14 protein-coding genes are annotated in these 17,722 nt (G+C 65.1%); 3 read left to right on the top strand and 11 right to left on the bottom strand.

All coding sequences use genetic code 11. The features are described from left to right. Positions 1–129: 129 nt before the first annotated feature. From narI to ACZ92H_RS16405, 4 genes are read right to left on the bottom strand one after another with little or no spacing between them, the layout of a single operon-like run. Entirely contained in the window at positions 130–816 is a 687-nt protein-coding gene (gene narI / locus ACZ92H_RS16420; RefSeq protein WP_131370127.1) for a respiratory nitrate reductase subunit gamma, read from the bottom strand. Between the two features lie 35 nt (positions 817–851). Continuing rightward, a complete protein-coding gene (gene narJ, locus ACZ92H_RS16415) occupies positions 852–1,520 on the bottom strand; it encodes a nitrate reductase molybdenum cofactor assembly chaperone (protein WP_465050131.1) in 669 nt (222 codons plus the stop codon). A 9-nt stretch (positions 1,521–1,529) separates the two neighbouring features. After that, a complete protein-coding gene (gene narH, locus ACZ92H_RS16410) occupies positions 1,530–3,080 on the bottom strand; it encodes a nitrate reductase subunit beta (protein WP_131370130.1) in 1,551 nt (516 codons plus the stop codon). A 1-nt stretch (position 3,081) separates the two neighbouring features. Next, entirely contained in the window at positions 3,082–6,780 is a 3,699-nt protein-coding gene (locus ACZ92H_RS16405) for a nitrate reductase subunit alpha (RefSeq protein WP_465050132.1), read from the bottom strand. A 252-nt stretch (positions 6,781–7,032) separates the two neighbouring features. Here ACZ92H_RS16405 and ACZ92H_RS16400 point away from each other — a divergent pair, with 252 nt between their 5' ends. Continuing rightward, the gene (locus tag ACZ92H_RS16400; protein ID WP_465050133.1) at positions 7,033–7,404 is read left to right on the top strand and encodes a ribonucleotide reductase subunit alpha; all 372 of its coding nucleotides are present in this window, start codon (positions 7,033–7,035) and stop codon (positions 7,402–7,404) included. A gap of 106 nt (positions 7,405–7,510) precedes the next feature. On the opposite strand, the gene ACZ92H_RS16395 is transcribed toward ACZ92H_RS16400, so the two are convergent. The 3 genes from ACZ92H_RS16395 to ACZ92H_RS16385 are packed head-to-tail and all read right to left on the bottom strand — an operon-like array spanning position 7,511 to position 10,865. Then, positions 7,511–8,203 (bottom strand): carbonic anhydrase, encoded by a 693-nt coding sequence (locus tag ACZ92H_RS16395; protein WP_131370139.1) that lies wholly within the window; start codon positions 8,201–8,203, stop codon positions 7,511–7,513. Positions 8,204–8,259: 56 nt separating this feature from the next. Continuing rightward, complete coding sequence (locus ACZ92H_RS16390) at positions 8,260–9,645, bottom strand: NarK family nitrate/nitrite MFS transporter (RefSeq protein ID WP_465050134.1); 1,386 nt, start codon at positions 9,643–9,645, stop codon at positions 8,260–8,262. Then, positions 9,642–10,865: an MFS transporter gene (locus ACZ92H_RS16385; RefSeq protein WP_465050260.1), complete on the bottom strand. Its 1,224-nt coding sequence runs from the start codon at positions 10,863–10,865 to the stop codon at positions 9,642–9,644. Before ACZ92H_RS16385 ends, ACZ92H_RS16390 begins: the two co-directional genes overlap by 4 nt. 323 nt (positions 10,866–11,188) lie before the next feature. Between ACZ92H_RS16385 and ACZ92H_RS16380 the strand changes: the two genes are divergently transcribed. Then, complete coding sequence (locus ACZ92H_RS16380) at positions 11,189–11,635, top strand: GNAT family N-acetyltransferase (RefSeq protein WP_131370145.1); 447 nt, start codon at positions 11,189–11,191, stop codon at positions 11,633–11,635. A gap of 87 nt (positions 11,636–11,722) precedes the next feature. Continuing rightward, positions 11,723–12,100, top strand: coding sequence for a SirB2 family protein (locus ACZ92H_RS16375; protein WP_131370147.1), 378 nt, complete (start codon positions 11,723–11,725; stop codon positions 12,098–12,100). Positions 12,101–12,115: 15 nt separating this feature from the next. On the opposite strand, the gene ACZ92H_RS16370 is transcribed toward ACZ92H_RS16375, so the two are convergent. The 4 genes from ACZ92H_RS16370 to ACZ92H_RS16355 form a co-directional block, all read right to left on the bottom strand. After that, positions 12,116–14,578, bottom strand: coding sequence for a TonB-dependent siderophore receptor (locus ACZ92H_RS16370; RefSeq protein WP_465050135.1), 2,463 nt, complete (start codon positions 14,576–14,578; stop codon positions 12,116–12,118). A gap of 95 nt (positions 14,579–14,673) precedes the next feature. Then, positions 14,674–15,666 carry a FecR domain-containing protein gene (locus tag ACZ92H_RS16365; RefSeq protein WP_465050136.1) on the bottom strand — a complete coding sequence of 331 codons (993 nt, stop codon included), beginning with the start codon at positions 15,664–15,666 and terminating at the stop codon, positions 14,674–14,676. Further along, entirely contained in the window at positions 15,663–16,175 is a 513-nt protein-coding gene (locus ACZ92H_RS16360) for a sigma-70 family RNA polymerase sigma factor (protein ID WP_131370152.1), read from the bottom strand. The genes ACZ92H_RS16365 and ACZ92H_RS16360 overlap by 4 nt, the downstream gene beginning before the upstream one ends. 128 nt (positions 16,176–16,303) lie before the next feature. Next, positions 16,304–17,620: a DUF3472 domain-containing protein gene (locus ACZ92H_RS16355; RefSeq protein WP_465050137.1), complete on the bottom strand. Its 1,317-nt coding sequence runs from the start codon at positions 17,618–17,620 to the stop codon at positions 16,304–16,306. Positions 17,621–17,722: the final 102 nt, after the last annotated feature.

Here is a 17,722-nt window from a genome sequence, read left to right as displayed (position 1 = left end):
TCCATAAATAGCCTGAAAAATCGTCGTGAGCGGAGATGAGTTGCGGCTGAGAAGCGCAGCTGTGCGCATGCACAGTGAGCATCGCAGGCCGCAAATCGCTGCGCGCAGCAGATTTTTCATGGCGTTTTTTTAACGGCGGCGCACCAGCTGCCAGGTGCGGCCTAAATAGGCAACTGCGCCGAAACCGCTCCACACGTGCACCAGGCGGGTGAACGGGAAGATGACGAACAGCGACATGCCCATGAACAGGTGCAGCTTGAAGACCAGCGGCGCGTCGACGATGAAGCTGGCCGCATCGGCGCGGAAGGTGACGATATGCTGCGCCCAGGTCATCAGCAAGACCATCATGTGGCCATCCATGTGCGAGGCGGAGACGAAAATCGACGACAGGCCCAGCAGCAGGGTCAGCAGGATCCACAGCATCACCAGCTTGTCGCCGGCCGTGGTGACGGCGCGCAGGCGCGCATTGCCGAAGCGCCGGGCCAGCAGGATCAGGATGCCGGCCAGGCACAGGCCGCCCATTACGCCGCCGGCCGCCATGGCCACGCCCTGTTTCAAGGTGTGCGACACGCCCAGCGCATCCCACACCCAAACGGGGGTGAGCAAGCCGGCCGCATGGCCGAACAGCAGGCCGATGATGCCGATATGGAACAGGATGTTCCCCAGGCGCAGGCTGCCCCTGTGCAGCAGCTGGCTGGAATCGGACTTCCACGTGTACTGCTCGCGGTCAAAGCGGATCAGGCTCCCCAGCAAAAAGATGGCCAGGGCGATGTACGGGTAAATCCCGAAGATGAATTGATGCAGATAGTGATTCATGATGTACTCCTCCTCATGCGGGCGCTGAATGCCATTCAGGCGGCGCGCCGCGGCTGCGGGTGAAAATGCACGGGATGGACGCCGCCCGCGACCTGGCCCTGGCCCGGGCGCAGCAGCGGCTCGACGCCGTCCGCACCGGGACCGAAGGTTTCCAGCGCTTCGTCCATGTCGCGCACGGGCGGCTCGGCCAATGTTTCCGCCGCCACGGGGCTCAGGCGCTCCAGCACCGTGAAGACGGGCGCGTACGGGCTGCCGTTGGCCGCCAGCTTGCGGCCGATGTGCGCCAGCACGTGGACGGCGTCGCCCAGCAGCGGCGCCGATGCGGCTTCGTCCAGCTGCGCCAGAAATTCCAGGAACAGGGGCACGAAGTCGGGCAAGTCGTCGCCCACCATCTGCAGGCCGTGGCGCTTGTATTCCTCCATCAGGTCGACCATGGCCTGGCCCCGGTCGCGCGATTCGCCGTGGATATGTTCGAACAGGTGCAGCGAATGCGAGGGATTGCGGTCGAACGTGGCCACGTACTGCTGCTGCAGGTCGATCAGGGCGCTCGTTTGCAAATGCGCCAGCAGGGGCTGCAGCAGCGCGTGCTGTTCCGGCATGGCCGCCAGCGCGGCATCCAGCTGCGGCAGGTGGGCGACCAGCTCGGGCTCCGGATACAGCAGCAGGCGCGAAAGGATGTGATAGTGGTTCATCGGGTTGTTCATCTCGGCTCCTCAGGCGCCTGGCGCCGTTTTGCGCGACTTCGGCATCTGCATGAAGATGGCCGAACCGTGTTTTTTCTTGCCGAACAAGGTCGGCTCGCTGACCCCGTCCGAGCAGCCGTTGCCGAAGCTGAAGCCGCAGCTGCCCTTCTCGTTGAAGCTGTCCTCGGCCATTTCCTTGTGGCTGCCGGGGATGACGAAGCGGTCTTCGTAGTTGGCGATGGCCATGATGTGGTACATGTCCTCCACCTGCGCCTTGGTCAATCCTACTTGCTTGAGGACCGTGAGGTTTTCCACCTTCTCCACCGTCTTGCTGCGCATGTAAGCGCGCATGGCCAGCATGCGGTCCAGCGCAGAGACGATGGGCGGCTGGTCGCCGGCCGTCAGCAGGTTTGCCAGGTACTGCACGGGAATGCGCAGGCTTTGCGTGTCCGGCAGCATGCCGTTCACGCCCAGCTTGCCCGATTCGGCGGCCGCCTGGATCGGCGACAGGGGCGGCACGTACCACACCATCGGCAAGGTGCGGTACTCCGGATGCAGGGGAAACGCCACCTTCCACTCGACGGCCATCTTGTAGACGGGCGACTTGACCGCCGCATCGAGCCACAGGTCGGGGATGCCCTGGCGGCGCGCCTCGGCGATGATGGCCGGGTCGTGCGGGTCGAGGAACAGGCCCAATTGCGCCTGGTACAGGTCCTGCTCCTGCGGCACGGAGGCGGCGGCCTCGATCCTGTCGGCGTCGTACAGCAGCACGCCGAGGTAGCGGATGCGGCCCACGCACGTTTCCGAGCACACGGTGGGCTGGCCCGCCTCGATGCGCGGGAAGCAGAAGGTGCACTTCTCCGCCTTGCCGGAAGACCAGTTGTAGTAAATCTTCTTGTACGGGCAACCGGAGATGCACATGCGCCAGCCGCGGCACTTGTCCTGGTCGATCAGCACGATGCCGTCGTCTTCGCGCTTGTAGACGGAGCCGGACGGGCAGGACGCCACGCACGTGGGGTTCAGGCAATGCTCGCACAGGCGCGGCAGATACATCATGAAGGTATTCTCGAAGGTGCCGTACATCTCCTTCTGCATATTGTCGAACAGCTTGTCCTTGCTGCGCTGGGCAAATTCGCCGCCCAGGTCATCTTCCCAGTTCGGTCCCCACTCGATCTTCTCCATCTTTTTCCCCGTCAGCACGGAGATCGGGCGGGCCGTCGGCGGCGTCTGCGACAGCGGCGCGCTTTGCAGGTGCTCGTAGTCGTAGGTGAACGGCTCGTAGTACTCGTCGATGGCGGGCAGGTTCGGGTTGGCGAAGATGTTCGCCAGGATTTTCAGACGGCTGCCCTGGCGCGGCTCGATCTTGCCCGCATCCGTGCGGCGCCAGCCGCCATTCCACTTGTCCTGGTTTTCCCACTGCTTCGGATAGCCGATGCCCGGTTTCGTCTCGACGTTGTTGAACCACGCGTACTCGACGCCGTCGCGGCTGGTCCACACGTTCTTGCACGTGACGGAACAGGTGTGGCAGCCGATGCACTTGTCCAGGTTCAGCACCATGCCGATTTGCGCTCTGATTTTCATATTATGCTCCTTCTTCCTGCAACGGGCCTTCCAGCCAGTCGACCTTGTTCATCTTGCGCACCAATACGAATTCATCGCGGTTGGAGCCCACCGTGCCGTAGTAATTGAAGCCGTAGGCCAGCTGGGCGTAGCCGCCTATCATGTGCGTGGGCTTGGGCACGGCGCGCGTCACCGAGTTGTGGATGCCGCCCCGCTTGCCCGTCATCTCCGCGCCAGGCACGTTGATGATCTTTTCCTGCGCGTGGTACATCATCGTCATGCCGGCCGGGATGCGCTGGCTGACGATGGCGCGCGCCGTCAGGGTGCCGTTCACGTTGAAGACCTCGATCCAGTCGTTGTCGACGATGCCGGCCGCCTGCGCGTCCGTTTCCGACAGCCACACGTGGGGACCGCCGCGCGACAGGGTCAGCATGCGCAGGTTGTCCGAATAGGTGGAGTGGATGCCCCATTTCTGGTGCGGCGTCAAAAAGTTCAGCGCCAGTTCCTTGTTGCCATTCGGTTTGGTGCCCAGCAGCGCTTGCGTCGTCTTCGTGTTGATGGCCGGCTTGTACACGCACAGGCCTTCGCCGAAATCGCGCATCCACAAATGGTCCTGGTAAAACTGCTGGCGGCCCGTCAGGGTGCGCCACGGGATCAGTTCATGCACATTGGTATAGCCGGCCGTGTAGCTCACTTCCTCGCTTTCCAGGCCCGACCACGTGGGCGAGGAGATGATCTTGCGCGGCTGCGCCTGCACGTCGCGGAAGCGGATGCTGTCATGCTCGCGCGGCAGCGCCAGGTGCGTATGGTCGCGCCCCGTGATGCTTGACAGCGCGGCCCACGCTTTCACGGCCACGTGGCCATTCGTTTCCGGCGCCAGCGACAAAATCATCTCGGCCGCATCGATGGCCGTATCGAGGCGCGGCTGGCCCTGCGACACGCCCTCTTCCAGCACCGTGCGGTTGACGCCGCGCAGCACGTCCACCTCATGACCCGTCTTCCAGGAGATGCCCTTGCCGCCATTGCCGATGCTTTCCAGCAGCGGGCCGATCGAGGTGAATTTCTTGTAGACGTCGCGGTAATTGCGCTCCACCACCGTCATGTTCGGCATGGTCTTGCCGGGAATGGCCTCGCATTCGCCCGCGCGCCAGTCCTTGGGATCGAATGGCTGGCCCAGTTCTCCCGGGGTATCGTGCATCAGCGGCGTGAGGATGATGTCTTGCTGGGTGCCCAGCAGCTCGCCGCCGATTTCCGAGAATTTCTCCGCGATGCCCTTGTAGATTTCCCAGTCCGATTTCGATTGCCACAGCGGCTGCACGGCTTCGGACAGCGGGTGGATGAACGGGTGCATGTCCGACGTGTTCAAGTCATCCTTTTCATACCAGGTGGCTGTCGGCAGCACCACGTCGCCATACAAACACGTGGTCGACATGCGGAAGTCCAGCACCACCAGCAGATCGAGCTTGCCTTCGGCGGCCGGCCGCACCTTCACCTGCTGCGGCTTGAGGCAATCGTCTTCGTCGCTGAGCAAGCCGTTCTGCGTGCCCAGCAGGTATTTCAGGAAGTATTCGTGGCCCTTGCCCGAGCTGCCCAGGATATTCGAGCGCCAGACGAACATATTGCGCGGGAAGTTGGCCGGGTTGTCCGGGTCGTCGCACGAGAACTGCAGCTGGCCCGCCTTGATCTGGTCCAGCGCATATGCGGCTGGCGCCTGCCCTGCCGTCTTGGCGGCCTTCGCCACCTCCAGCGGATTGGTTTGCAGCTGCGGCGCCGATGGCAGCCAGCCCATGCGCTCGGCCTTGGCGTTGTAGTCGAGCAGGGTCAGCTCGCCCGTGGAGCCGGCCGCCGATGGCGAGGCGATGTCGCCCGTTTCCAGCTTTTCATGGCGCCACTGGCTCGTGTGGGCATAGAAGAATGAAGTGCCGTTCATCTGGCGCATCGGGCGTACCCAGTCCTGGGCGAAGGCCAGCGGCGTCCAGCCCGTTTGCGGACGCAGCTTTTCCTGGCCCACGTAATGGGCCCAGCCGCCGCCGGACTGGCCGATGCAGCCGCACATCATCAGCATGTTGATGATGCCGCGGTAGGTCATGTCCATGTGATACCAGTGATTCAGGCCGGCGCCCACGATGACCATGCTCTTGCCGCGCGTCTGGTCGGCGTTTTCCGCGAACTGGCGCGCCACGGTGATGACGTCGGCGCGTTTCACGCCCGTGTGCTTTTCCTGCCATGCGGGGGTGTAGGGCACATCGTCGTCATAACTGTCCGCCACGTTGGCTCCGCCCAGGCCGCGGTCGATGCCATAGTTGGCCAGGGTCAGGTCAAACACCGTGGTGACGATACCCGTCGTGCCATCGGCCAAGCGGATGGTTTTCACGGGCACTTTGCGCAGCAGCATGTCGGCCGCGTCCTTGCCGCCGAAGTAGGCAAAGCCCACTTCCGTGACGGCGTCGCTGTCGTTGATCATGGAGAGCATCGGCACGATGGGCGCGCCGCTGCCGCCCGCCTTCTGTTCCAGGTTCCACTTGCCCGACTCGCCCCAGCGGAAGCCGATGGAGCCGGCCGGCGCCGTGATCGCCCCGGTGCTCTCGTCGATGACGAGGGTTTTCCATTCCGGGTTATTGGTCTCGTCGAGGTTGTTGTCCAGGTGCGAAGCGCGCAGGAAGTAGTCGGGCACCAGGGTGCCGTTGTGCTCCTTGAGCAGCACCAGCATGGGGAAATCCGTGTACTGGCGCGCATAGTCGCGGAAGTAGGCGCTCTGCCCTTCGGCGTGGAATTCCTTGAGGATGACATGGCCCATGGCCAGCGCCAGCGCCGCGTCCGTGCCCTGCTTGGGCGCCAGCCAGATGTCGCCGAACTTCACCATTTCGCCATAGTCGGGCGAGATGGCCACGGTTTTCGTGCCCTTGTAGCGCACTTCCGTGTAGAAGTGGGCGTCCGGCGTGCGCGTCATCGGCACGTTCGAGCCCCACACCATCAGATAGGTCGAGTTGTACCAGTCGGCCGATTCCGGCACGTCCGTCTGCTCGCCCCACACTTGCGGGCTGGCGGGCGGCAAATCGCAATACCAGTCATAGAAACTCAGGGCCACGCCGCCGATCAGCGACAGGTAGCGCGTGCCGGAGGCATAGCTGACCATGGACATGGCGGGAATCGGCGAAAAGCCGATGATGCGGTCCGGGCCGTATTTCTTGATCGTCAGCGCATTCGCGGCGGCGATGATTTCATTCGTTTCATCCCAGCTGGCGCGCACGAAGCCGCCCAGGCCGCGAATGGATTTGTACTGCTTCGAGCGTTCCTCGTCCTGGCTGATCCAGTCCCAGGCCGTGACGGGATCCATGGTCTTGCGCGCCTCGCGCCACATTTCCATCAGCCGGCCACGCACCATCGGGTATTTCACGCGCTGGGCCGAATACACGTACCAGGAATAGCTGGCGCCACGGGGGCAGCCGCGCGGTTCGTGGTTGGGCAGGTCGGGCCGCGTGCGCGGATAATCCGTTTGCTGGGTTTCCCAGGTGATCAGGCCATTCTTGACATACACCTTCCAGCTGCACGAGCCGGTGCAGTTCACGCCATGCGTGGAGCGCACGATCTTGTCGTGCTGCCAGCGCTGGCGGTAGGCGTTTTCCCACGTGCGGTCTTCATCGACCACGCTGCCATGGCCGTTCGAGAACGGTTCGGCGCTCTTGCTAAAAAATTTCAGACGGTCCAGAAAGTGACTCATGCTACCTCCACATTGCGCCGCAGGCAGCGGCGCCAGGTCATTAAAACGCCGCAGGCCGGATGGCCCGAGCGTCGATGCAACCAGTCTAGCGAGGCGCCCCGCGCCACGGTATTGGCAAGAAGTCGGTTTCGCGCACCAGGAATGCATAGGCGGGTAGTTACCCGGCTAGTCACTTGTGCCTATGGGCGCGGCCCGCGCGCTGCGGTATATCTATCACCATCGCTGCCGCCATCATTCAACCAGGAGAAAACCATGCCCATCACCGATTACGCCAGCCTGCTGCGCAGCGCCCGCGCCCAGGAGCAGCCGCAACGCCTGCTGTTTACCTTTACCCAGGCGCAGCCCCAGCCCGGCGGCCGGGGCAAGTCGCTCACGCCCGTGATGTGCGCCGACAAGCTGCCCGATGAACTGGACAGCTTTGCAGCATTGAAGGAGGAATCGACGCAGATGCAGACGCACTGGGACGTGGTCTTCGTGGCGGGATTGGCGGGCACGAATGGCCAGGCACCAGCGCCGCACGATTGCGAGGCGCCCCTGCGCGCCATGGTGGCGGCCATCGAGCAAGGCCGCATCGATACATTGCTGGCGTTTGACCGCAGCGGGGATTTGCTGCGGTTTAGCTGAGGGAGCTTGTCGGATTACGCCCTGCGGGCTAATCCGACCTGCCTTGAGTAGGAGTAGGTCGGATTAGCGCAGCGTCATCCGGCACATTGCCGGCCCACGTGCCGGCCTAGCTGGCCGCATCCGGCCACGGCCGCTGATGCAGGTGGCGCGCCCGCTCGATCGGACAGACCAGCGGCAAAAACTGCTGCTGGCGCGCCGAATACGCCATCAGGGCGCCGCTGTCGATGTCGAAATACCAGCCGTGCAGTTTCAGCGCGCCCTGCTCCACCCTGCGCTTGAGCCAAGGGTAGGTCAGCAGGTTGTCCAGCGACTGCAATATGCTGGCCAGCTCGCACGCGTGATGCTGTTCCTCCGCCGAGCGGTGCGCCAGCTCGCGCCGCACGCGCTGCGCCACGGGTTCGGCGATGCGCATCCACTGGCCCACGAAGTCCGTTTCCTGGCCTTGCGCGCGCGGCTGCGGCTGCAGCAGCGCGCGGATGCCGCCGCAGCGCGCATGGCCCAGCACGATGACCCTGGCCACTTCGAGCTTGCAGACGGCAAACTCGATGGCCGAACTGACGCCGGGCGGCGCCTCCGGCGTGCATGGCGGCACCAGATTGGCGATATTGCGCACCACGAACATGTCGCCCGGGTCGCTGCCCGTCAGCAGCATCGGGTCGACCCGCGAATCGCAGCAGCCGATCAGCAAGGTGCTCGGGTGCTGGCCATCGCGCAGGCTATCATACAAGGTCTGCGGCTCGCTGAAATACTGCTGCTGAAACAGGCTGAAGCCGTTGACGAATTTTTCCAGTTCTTCCATCACACTCTCTCATTTCCTCAACGCCTGGCAAGACCGGCTTGCCAGGCGTTCCAACGTCAGCAAGGCATGGGCGCGTTCTTGCGCGCATAGCACCACCAGGTAATGGCGATGCAGCTGACATAAAAGCCGATGAAGCACCACAGGGCCGCGTCGGGACTGCCCGTCAGCGCAATCGAGGTGCCGTAGCTTTTCGGGATGAAGAAGGCGCCATACGCCGCCACGGCCGAGGTGAAGCCCAAGACGGCCGCGCCTTCCTTGTTGGCGTCGACGATGGCTTGTTCCTGCGCCGCCTTGCCCTTGCCTTCGGCGGCGCGCTGGTGTTCCGTCAGGAAGATCACGGGTATCATGCGGAAGGTCGACGCATTGCCGATGCCCGTGCCCGCAAACAGCAGCATGAACATCCAGAAGAAGCCGTTGAAATGGCCACCGATGCCGTTTTGCGGCATGAAGTACAGCACGCCCAGCACGGCGCCTATCATCAGCAGGAACGACCACAGCGTCACCCTCGCGCCGCCCAGCTTGTCCGAGATGACGCCGCCGGCCACCCGCGCCAGGGCGCCGACGAGGGGCCCGAGGAAGGCGTAATCGAGCGGATTGACGTCGGGGAACTGGATCTTGATCAGCAGCGGAAAAGCGGCCGAATAGCCGATGAAGGAACCGAAGGTGCCCGTGTACAGCCAGCACATGAGCCAATTGTGCTTGCGCTTGAAAATCACGGCCTGCTCGGAAAACGAGGCCTTGGCCGAGGCCAGGTCATTCATGCCGAACCAGGCCAGCAAGGTACTCAAGGCGATGAACGGCACCCAGATGAAGCCCGCGTTCTGCAGCCACATCTCCTTGCTCACGCCATTCTTCACCCAGGTCATCGACTCGCCGCCCCAGGCGCCGAAGACGGCAAAGGTGATCACCAGCGGCACGACGAACTGCACCACCGACACGCCCAGGTTGCCCAGGCCCGCATTCATGCCCAGCGCGAAGCCCTTGCTGGCCTTCGGATAGAAAAAGCTGATGTTGGCCATCGACGAGGCGAAATTGCCGCCGCCGAAACCGCACAGCAGCGCCAGGATCAGCATGGTCGGATAGCCCGTGTTCACGTCCTGCACGGCCAGGCCGATGCCGATGGCGGGAATCAGCAGCGATCCCGTGGAAATGGCCGTCCAGCGGCGCCCGCCGAAGATCGGCACCATGAACGAATAAAAGATGCGCAGGGTGGCGCCGGACAGGCCCGGCAAGGCCGTCAGCCAGAACAGCTGGTTGTTACTATAGGTGAAACCGATGTTGGGCAGGTTCACCACCACCACGCTCCACACCATCCACACGGCAAAGGCCAGCAGCAGCGCGGGAATCGAAATCCACAGATTGCGCGCGGCCGTGGCCTTGCCTGTCGTTTGCCAGAAGCTCGGGGTTTCCGGCTCCCACGTATTGATCATGTAGCGGCTCATGTTGATACTCCTGCAGGTTGATTGGCGGGTGCCGCGCGCAGCGGCTTGAATGAAAAATGCATCCAGACGAGGGAAACGCAGACGGTGCCGTACAAGAGCATGAAGGCGCTCGAGCGCACCCCCGTGAAATCGACGAGGGCGCCGAACATCACGGGCAGGATGAAGCCGCCCAAGCCGCCGGCCAGGCCGACGACGCCGGAGACGGCGCCGATGTTATGGGAAAAATCATCGCCGATGAACTTGAAGACGGACGCCTTGCCGACTGCCATGGCGATGCCGACGATGAACAGCAGGACGGTAAACCACAGCGGCGACAGGCCGATATGGAAAGCCAGCGGCCCCGTGACGGTTTCCACCACCATCTGCGTTTGCGGATAGGACAGCAGGAAGAAGCACACCCAGCACACCCACATCACGGCCCACGTCACCTTGGCGGCGCCATACTTGTCCGAGATCCAGCCGCCCACGGCGCGCAGCACGCCGCCCGGCAGCGAGAAGCAGGCCGCCAGCAGCGCCGCGTGCTTCAGGTCAAAGCCGTATTCGGCCACGTAGTATTTCGTCATCCACAGCGCCAGCGCCACGTAGCCGCCGAAGACCACCGAGTAGTACTGGCAGTAGCGCCACACGCGCGGGTCCTTCAGCACCTTCATCTGCTCCGCAAAGCTTTCGCCCGACGGCGCCAGGTGCGATTTGTCCGTGTACGAGAACAGCCAGAAGAGGATGGCCGTCGCCAGCATGGCCACCGCGTACACCTTCGGCAGCATCTGCCAGCCGAAGGCGGCGACGATGCCGGGGGCGACGAACTTGGTCAGCGCGGAACCGGAGTTCCCCGCGCCGAAAATGCCCATGGCCAGGCCGCGGCGCTCCTTTTCATACCAGCGCGCCACGTAGGGCGTGCCGACGGAAAACGAGCCGCCCGCCAGGCCGACGAACATGCCCAGCAAAAGGAAATGCCAGTAGGCGGTGGCGTAGGCGATCAGATAAATGGGCACGACGCTGGCCAGCATCAGCAGGAAAAACACGCGGCGTCCGCCGTATTTGTCCGTCCAGATGCCCAGCGGCACGCGCACGAGGGAACCCGTCAGCACGGGCATGGCGGCCAGCAGGCCGAATTGCGTTTCGCTCAAGCCAAGGCTGGTCTTGATGGGGATGCCCAGTACGGCAAACATCATCCATACCGCGAAGCAGATCGTGAAGGCGAAGGTACTGCTGACCAGCACGGACGCCTGCTTGCGCCGCCTGCCTCCGTCAACCGCCGGGTAATTGTTGTTACTGTTCTTGTTGGTGCCATCTAGGGTAGCCACGATGTTTCTCCATGAATGCACTGGCCGTCTGGCCAGCCGTCCCGACCAGCTTACGTGGCAGGCGCGCCAGGCACTATCGGCCACAGGGTGATTCTGGGAAGGCAATCTGGATAGCCGTATCGGCAAAAGTGACTAGGCGGGGCAAGGGCCGGCTAGGCTGGATGGCGGCGCACGGTGACAAAACTTTTACAAGACGGCCGGTTTTAGGCACACTGGGCGCCGACATCAAGAGGAACGCCATGGAAAATGCAAGGGAAGCAGACGAGATCATCACCCGCGTGGCCCTGCCCGGCGATGTGGAGGCCATGCTGGCCTGCGACACGTATGCGCAGGCGCACTCTGGCCGGGGCGACGCCGTGCGGGCCGACACCGGCAAGGGCCACTGCCACGTGGCTCTGCATGCGGGCCAGGTGGCTGGCTATGTCGTGCTGCGGCATGACTTTTTCGACCACGGCTTTGTGCCGCTGGTGGTGGTCGCGCCCGCGCAGCAGCGCCGCGGCGTGGGGCTGCGCCTGCTGGCCGCCGCCATGGCGGCATGCCGGACGGCCAAGCTGTTCACGTCGACGAACCGGTCGAACCTGGCCGCGCAGCGGCTGTTCGCCAGCGCGGGCTTCGTGCCCAGCGGGCAGATCGATCACCTCGACGAGGGCGACCCTGAACTGGTGTATGTCGCATTCCTGCGCTGAGGGCCGTCCTCCCGAAGGCGTATGGCGCGGCGCGGCAAAGGCGGCTATGCTGGCGCCTCCGTCAATCAACGCACCTGCCGACACCACATGGATTATCTGAGTCTCAAGCACTTCCACATGGGCTGTGCCGCCGCCAGCGGCGCGCTGTTCCTCCTGCGCGGCGCGTGGATGCTGCGCGCGCCCGCGAAATTGCAGCAGCGCTGGGTGAAGGTGCTGCCGCACCTGGTCGACACGGCCCTGCTGGCCAGCGCCATCGCCCTGGCCGTGTGGAGCGGCCAGTCGCCCGGCAGCGCGCCGTGGCTGGCCGCCAAGCTGTGCGCGCTGGTGGCCTACATCGCGCTGGGCACCATCGCCCTGAAGCGGGGCAAGACGCCCGCCGTGCGCGGCGCCGCGTTCGCCCTCGCCGTGCTGGTCTTCGCCTACATCGTCGCCGTCGCCGTCACCAAGCAGGCCTGGCCGCTGTAAGCAGCAATCACGCCATCAGAAGAGGTAGCGCAGGGTCACGCTGGCATTGCGCGGCGCGCCCCAGTAGCCCTGGTTATACATGCCGACCTGGCTGTAGTAGTGTTTGTCGAACAGGTTGTTGACGTTCGCCTGCACGGACAGCTGGCGCGACAGCGCGTATTTCGCCATCAGGCTGGCCACGGCGTAGCCGCCCTGCTCCACGCGCTCGACACCCTTCGGTCCCGTGGCGTCGCGGTAGGCGCCGCTCTGCCAGTTCACGCCGCCGCCCACGGACAAGGCGCGCCAGCCGCCAGGCATCTGGTACGTGGAAAACACGCGGGCCAGGGTTCGCGGCACATAGCTGTTCAGGCGCGCGCCCTTGTTGTCTTCCGCCGCCGCGTGCGACACGCTGGCCGACACGTTCCAGCCCTGCGCCAGCTGGCCCGACAGGTCCAGTTCCACGCCCTTGCTGGTGGTGCCATCGGCAGCGTAATACGCCTGCGTCAGGGAATTGCCCACGAACTGGCCCGTGTCTTCCTGCGCCAGGCCATCTTGCGCGATGCGGAACACGGCCAGCGCCGCATTGAGCTTGCCGCCGAAATATTCGCCCTTCACGCCCGCTTCCAGATTCTTGCCCTGCACGGGATCGAGGTAGCGGCCGTAGCGGTCCTGGTTACCTTGCGGCTTGAAGATCTTGCTGTAGCTGGTGTACAGCGCATGGCGCGCATCGATATCCCACACCAGGCCCGCATACGGCGTGACGGCATGCTTGGCGTACGCGTAGCTGCCGCCCCAGTCGTCGACATGGTCCGCCTTGTAGCGGCTGTAGCGCGCGCCGACGATCAGCTTCAGGGGATCGGCCAGCGAAAAGCGCGCCGTGCCATAGATGCCGCGCTGCTGCACCGTGTCGAGCAGCTTCCAGCGGTAAAAGTCGGGGTCGTTCCAGTCCGGCTCCGGCGCCGCGCCCTGCCACCGGTCAAAATTGCCATAGTCGATGCTGCCGCCCGAGATGCCCGGATTGCTGGCGAACTGGTTGCTGCCCGAGACGCCGAAGGCCAGGTCGTGCGTGCGCCCCAGCAGCTGCACGGGCCCCTGCACATAGGCGTCGACGCTGTCCTGGCGCCGCGTGCCCGAATAAAAGCCGGGGCTGCCCGTCACGCCCTGCCCTGTCGCCTTGTCCGGCCAGGTATACGCAAAGGTTTCGGCGGCCGAGTAGTTGCCCCAGCCGTGATTCAGCATGGCCGTCAGGTTCCAGCCGCTGCCCAGCTCCTGCTCCAGGCGCAAAAAGGCTGTCTGGCTGCTGCTGAACCAGCGGCTCCAGGTGGCGGCCGTGGTGGTGGAACGGGAAAACGTGGCCCGTTCGCCATCCGCGTACCACAGCGGCAAGCCGCCGTACATGCCGCCGCGCGGGCGGTTGTCCTGGTATTCATAGCCGGCGATCAGCACGCTGCCGGGCGCCAGGTCCGCTTCCACGGTGGCGTAGGCCATGGCTTTCTTGCCGTGGTACAGGCGCACATACGATTCGCTGTCCTGGTAGCTGGCCACGACGCGTCCGCGCACCCTGCCATCTGCCATCAACGGCGCGGACAGGTCCGCGCTGGCGCGCGCATTGTTCCAGGAGCCCAGGCTCAGGGCGGCAGCGCCGGCCAGCTGCGTCGACGAGGCGCGTTTGCGCACCAGGTTGATGGTGGCCGACGGTTCGCCCGCGCCCGTCAGCAGGCCCGTGGCGCCGCGCACGATCTCGACCCGGTCGTAGGCCGTCATGTCCAGGGTGCTGTCGCCCACGTTGTAGGCATTGTCGACCGTGGTGGGAATGCCGTCGTACTGGTAGCTGGCGATGGAAAAACCGCGCGCGAAGAACGAGGTACGGTCGCTGTCGTAACGGTTGATGGCCACGCCGGCCGCGTTTTGCAGCACCTCTTCCACCGTCTGCAAATTCTGGTCATCCATCTGCTGGCGCGTCACCACGCTGACGGCTTGCGGCGTTTCGCGCACGGACAGGCCCAGGCGGGTGGCAGAGCGCATGGCCTGCGTCGTATACGAGCCGCTGCCTTCCGTCGTGCCTTTCGCCTCGGCGGCGGCCGTCACGGTCATCTCGGGCATGGTCTGCCCCGCGCTGGCCGGCGCCGCTTCCAGCACGTAGCCGCCATTCGCCTGCGGCACGGCGCGCAGGCCCGCACCGGCGACAATGGCGCCCAGCGCTTCGGGCACGCTGTAGCTGCCCGCCAGCCCGGCGCTGCGCTTGCCCGCCACCGTGGCGGCCTGGTAGGAGATCATGGTGCCCGTCTGCTGGCCGAAGCGCACCAGCACCTGTTCCAGCGTGCCGGCGGGTATCGTCATGGCGACACGGCCGGCACTGGCGGCCATGGCGGCGGGCGCGACGGCCACGGCGCCGCCGGCGGCCAGCAGCCACAGGGCATGGCTGACGGCGATGGCGGCGGCGCTGCGCCGGCAGCGGGTGGAAACGGCGGGGAACAGAGCAGAGGTTTGAGCAGGCATGGGACGATTTTCCAGAAAGTGAATGAAGGGTTCACTGTGCTTGTCACGCGAAAACCGCAAACCCCTCATTTTTCTGAAAATAGTTATTCGGCACGTCAGGCGCGACCGGCGCCGGGCCGGTGCGGCGTCACCGTCACCCAGAAACGCGTGGTCTGGCGCACGTCGACGGGCAAGGTGCGCGTCAGCATGTCCAGCACCTGTGTCGTGTCGGCCAGCGGGTAGATGCCGGACACGCGCAGGCGGGCGATGGCCGGGTCGCACGCCAGGCGCCCGTGGCGGTAGCGCGCCAGTTCCTGCACAAAATCGGCCAGCGGCATGTCGTGCGCCACCAGCATGCCGGCCGTCCACGCATCGGCGCCGGCCGGCAGCGCCTGCACGGCGCCGATGCCCGCCGCCGTGAAGCTGGCTTGCTGGCCCGCCCGCAGCCTGCGCGCCGCCTCGGACGCCGGCCCGGGCAGAATATCGACGGCGCCTTCGAACACGCCCAGCTGCGTGCGTTCGCCTACCACGCGCACGGCAAAGCGCGTGCCCACGGGCTGCAGGCGGCCTTGGGCTGTCTGCACGAAAAAGGGCCGGCCCGCCGCATCGCGCGCGGTCGTGACCATGATCTCGCCTTGGATTACCGTCACCAGGCGCTGGTCCGCAGCGAAACGCACGTCGATGCTGGACGCCGTATTGAGCGCGATGCGCGTGCCGTCTTCCAGCACGATGTGGCGCAGCTCGCCCGTGCCGGTGCGGTAATCGGCCAGCCAGAAGCGCGCCTGTTCATCGCCGCCCGCCAGCCAGGCGCCGCCGCCCGCGGCCAGCAGCGCCAGCAGTTTCAGGGACTGGCGCCGCGCCGCATGCGCCTGCGCGTGCACGGGCTTGCGCGCCAGGGTGCCGTGCGCCAGCGGCGCGGGCAAGCCGCGCATGCGCGCCATGCACGCTTCGATATGCTGCCATGCCTGTTCGTTTTCCGGGTCGCTGTCGCGCCAGGCCCGCCATGCTTGCTCGACGTCGGGCGCGCCATCGCCGGCCTGCAGGCGCACCAGCCATTCGACGGCTTGCAGGCTGGCCGCTTCCGGCGCGGCGCCGTCGCCCATGCTCATGCTTGAGGCTGGGAGAAAAAGCACTGGTGCATGGCTTTGACTAGGTAGCGCTGCACGGTGGCCAGCGAGACATTCAATTCAAGCGCGATGGCCGCCTGCGGCATGCCATCGAGTTGCGACAGCAAGAAGGCGCGGCGCACGGGCGGCGCCAGGCCATCGAGGCGGCGGTCGATGTCGAACAGCGCTTCAAGCAGGATCGCCTGCGCTTCCGGATCGGGCGCGCACTGCGCCGGCAGGCTGGCCAGGGTTTCCAGGTAGGCCGCTTCCAGGTCGCGGCGCCGGTACAGATTGCCCAGCACGCCCTTGGCCACCGTCGTCAGAAAAGCGCGCGGCTCGCGCGCGGCGATGCGCTCTTCCCGGTGCAGCAGGCGCATGAAAGTGTCATGCGCCACGTCGGCAGCGTCAAAGGCGTTGCCCAGCTTGTGCCGCAGCCAGCCCTGCAGCCAGCGGTGATGATCGTGATACAGGCTGCCCACCTCCTGGTGAACGCCGGGTTGGGCAGCCGACACTGGATATCCCCATGCGCAAACAATAATGATTCGCATTCTAACTGGCGACCTGGTCCCGCGCAACCATCCTGAGAAAGCCAGGCCCCGCGCGTGGCAGGCGCGGGGCGGGCGTTACCGCGCCACCGCGCTTACTGCAGCGGCAAGGCCGCCACGTCGACGGCGGGCGCCTGCCCCGTCGCCGGACGCGTGAAGTTCTGGCTGGTGTTCACGTAGTCGGCGAAGAAGCCGCCGTTATGCAGGTAGAACTTGCCGTTTTCCAGGCCGCCCGCGTAGTCCATGCGCTGCGCGTTGGTGGCCGTGGCGTCGCCCGTGAACCTCCCGGCCGTCACCTCCGACCACGTGCCCGAGACATTGCGCGCCCACTGGTTGCCCAGCTGCACGCGGCGCTCCGTATAGCCCCTGGTGTCGATGAAGTTCTCGAGGAAGGAATGCACGCCCGTCAAATACGTGCTGATGGCCGGCCGCTTCCAGGTGGCGATGTAGCGCCACTTGCCCGTCTCCGGCGCGTAGAACCAGGCGGAATAATCGCTGCCGCCATTGCCGTCGGGCCGCGCGCGCGTGATGAAGCGGTACGTGGTGCCGGCCGCCCAGTTGTACGACAAATAGGTCTGGCCGCCCGTGCCCTCGCCGCCGAATGCGTTGTCGACCACGCCCGCGCCCTTGCTCACCAGGGTGGTCTTGGCGCCATTGTCCGCGTCCCATACGGAGAACAGGATCCAGCGCTCGCTGGCCGATTTCACCTGGATGCCCATGTAGCCCTGGCCGAAGCCGTTGGCCATGAAGTAGGAACCGATGGCGTCCTGGCCCACGGGTATCGTCATCTCGTTATAAAAATACTCGGTATTGGCCGGCACCGTATAGCCCATGTGCACGGACGGGCCGCGCCGCGACCAGTAGTAATTGGCCGGATCGCTGGCGTAATTGAGCGCGGCGTTCGACGTCACCTTCAGCGCCGAGACATCGCCAAAATAGCCGCCCGCCTTGCTCACGCCACGCAAGTCCACCTTCACATAGCCTGGCGCGGCCACGTTGACGGTACCCACCGCATACGTCTTGCTGGCCGTACCCGCCAGGGCCACGTCGAAAGGCTGGCCGTCTACCGTCACGCGCACCACGCTGCTGGTGCTGCCGGCCAGCCTGGCGTCCAGCGCCACCGTCACGGGACCGGCCGCGCCGACGCGGAAGTACGCGCTCGTCACCGTGTTCGGGCTGGTCCAGTTGGCCAGGCCATTGTCATTGATGACTTCCTGCGCGCTGGCGTCGGCGCTGGTGATGAAGGCATTGCCGGCCAGTGCCACGGTCGCCGGCGTGCCCGCCACGGGTGCCAGGCCCGTGGCTGCCTGGATCACGCTGGCGCCGGCACTGCTGCCACCGCTGCCGCAAGCGGCCAGCAGCAGCGGTGCGCTGGAAAGGACTGCGTAGAGTACTGCACTTCTGTGTTTCATCGACGTCTCCTGGTGGTACAGCTTGCGGCGGGCGGCAGGCGCAAAGCGTCCTGCGGCGCGCGCCGCGGTTGAAAAACGGATAGGGACAGAAAAAACCCGCTA

This window comes from Janthinobacterium foliorum, from assembly GCF_978021625.1.
Note: the sequence above shows the minus strand (reverse complement) of the source record. Positions and strands in the feature narration are given on the sequence as shown.

Excerpts from the sequence above, each read along its gene's own strand:
- narH (WP_131370130.1), bottom strand. The coding sequence starts at position 3,080 with ATGAAAATCAGAGCGCAAATCGGCATGGTGCTGAACCTGGACAAGTGC.
- ACZ92H_RS16390 (WP_465050134.1), bottom strand. The coding sequence starts at position 9,645 with ATGAGCCGCTACATGATCAATACGTGGGAGCCGGAAACCCCGAGCTTC.
- ACZ92H_RS16405 (WP_465050132.1), bottom strand. The coding sequence starts at position 6,780 with ATGAGTCACTTTCTGGACCGTCTGAAATTTTTTAGCAAGAGCGCCGAA.
- ACZ92H_RS16380 (WP_131370145.1), top strand. The coding sequence starts at position 11,189 with ATGGAAAATGCAAGGGAAGCAGACGAGATCATCACCCGCGTGGCCCTG.
- narI (WP_131370127.1), bottom strand. The coding sequence starts at position 816 with ATGAATCACTATCTGCATCAATTCATCTTCGGGATTTACCCGTACATC.
- ACZ92H_RS16370 (WP_465050135.1), bottom strand. The coding sequence starts at position 14,578 with ATGCCTGCTCAAACCTCTGCTCTGTTCCCCGCCGTTTCCACCCGCTGC.
- ACZ92H_RS16400 (WP_465050133.1), top strand. The coding sequence starts at position 7,033 with ATGCCCATCACCGATTACGCCAGCCTGCTGCGCAGCGCCCGCGCCCAG.
- ACZ92H_RS16355 (WP_465050137.1), bottom strand. The coding sequence starts at position 17,620 with ATGAAACACAGAAGTGCAGTACTCTACGCAGTCCTTTCCAGCGCACCG.
- ACZ92H_RS16365 (WP_465050136.1), bottom strand. The coding sequence starts at position 15,666 with ATGAGCATGGGCGACGGCGCCGCGCCGGAAGCGGCCAGCCTGCAAGCC.
- ACZ92H_RS16375 (WP_131370147.1), top strand. The coding sequence starts at position 11,723 with ATGGATTATCTGAGTCTCAAGCACTTCCACATGGGCTGTGCCGCCGCC.
- ACZ92H_RS16395 (WP_131370139.1), bottom strand. The coding sequence starts at position 8,203 with ATGGAAGAACTGGAAAAATTCGTCAACGGCTTCAGCCTGTTTCAGCAG.
- narJ (WP_465050131.1), bottom strand. The coding sequence starts at position 1,520 with ATGAACAACCCGATGAACCACTATCACATCCTTTCGCGCCTGCTGCTG.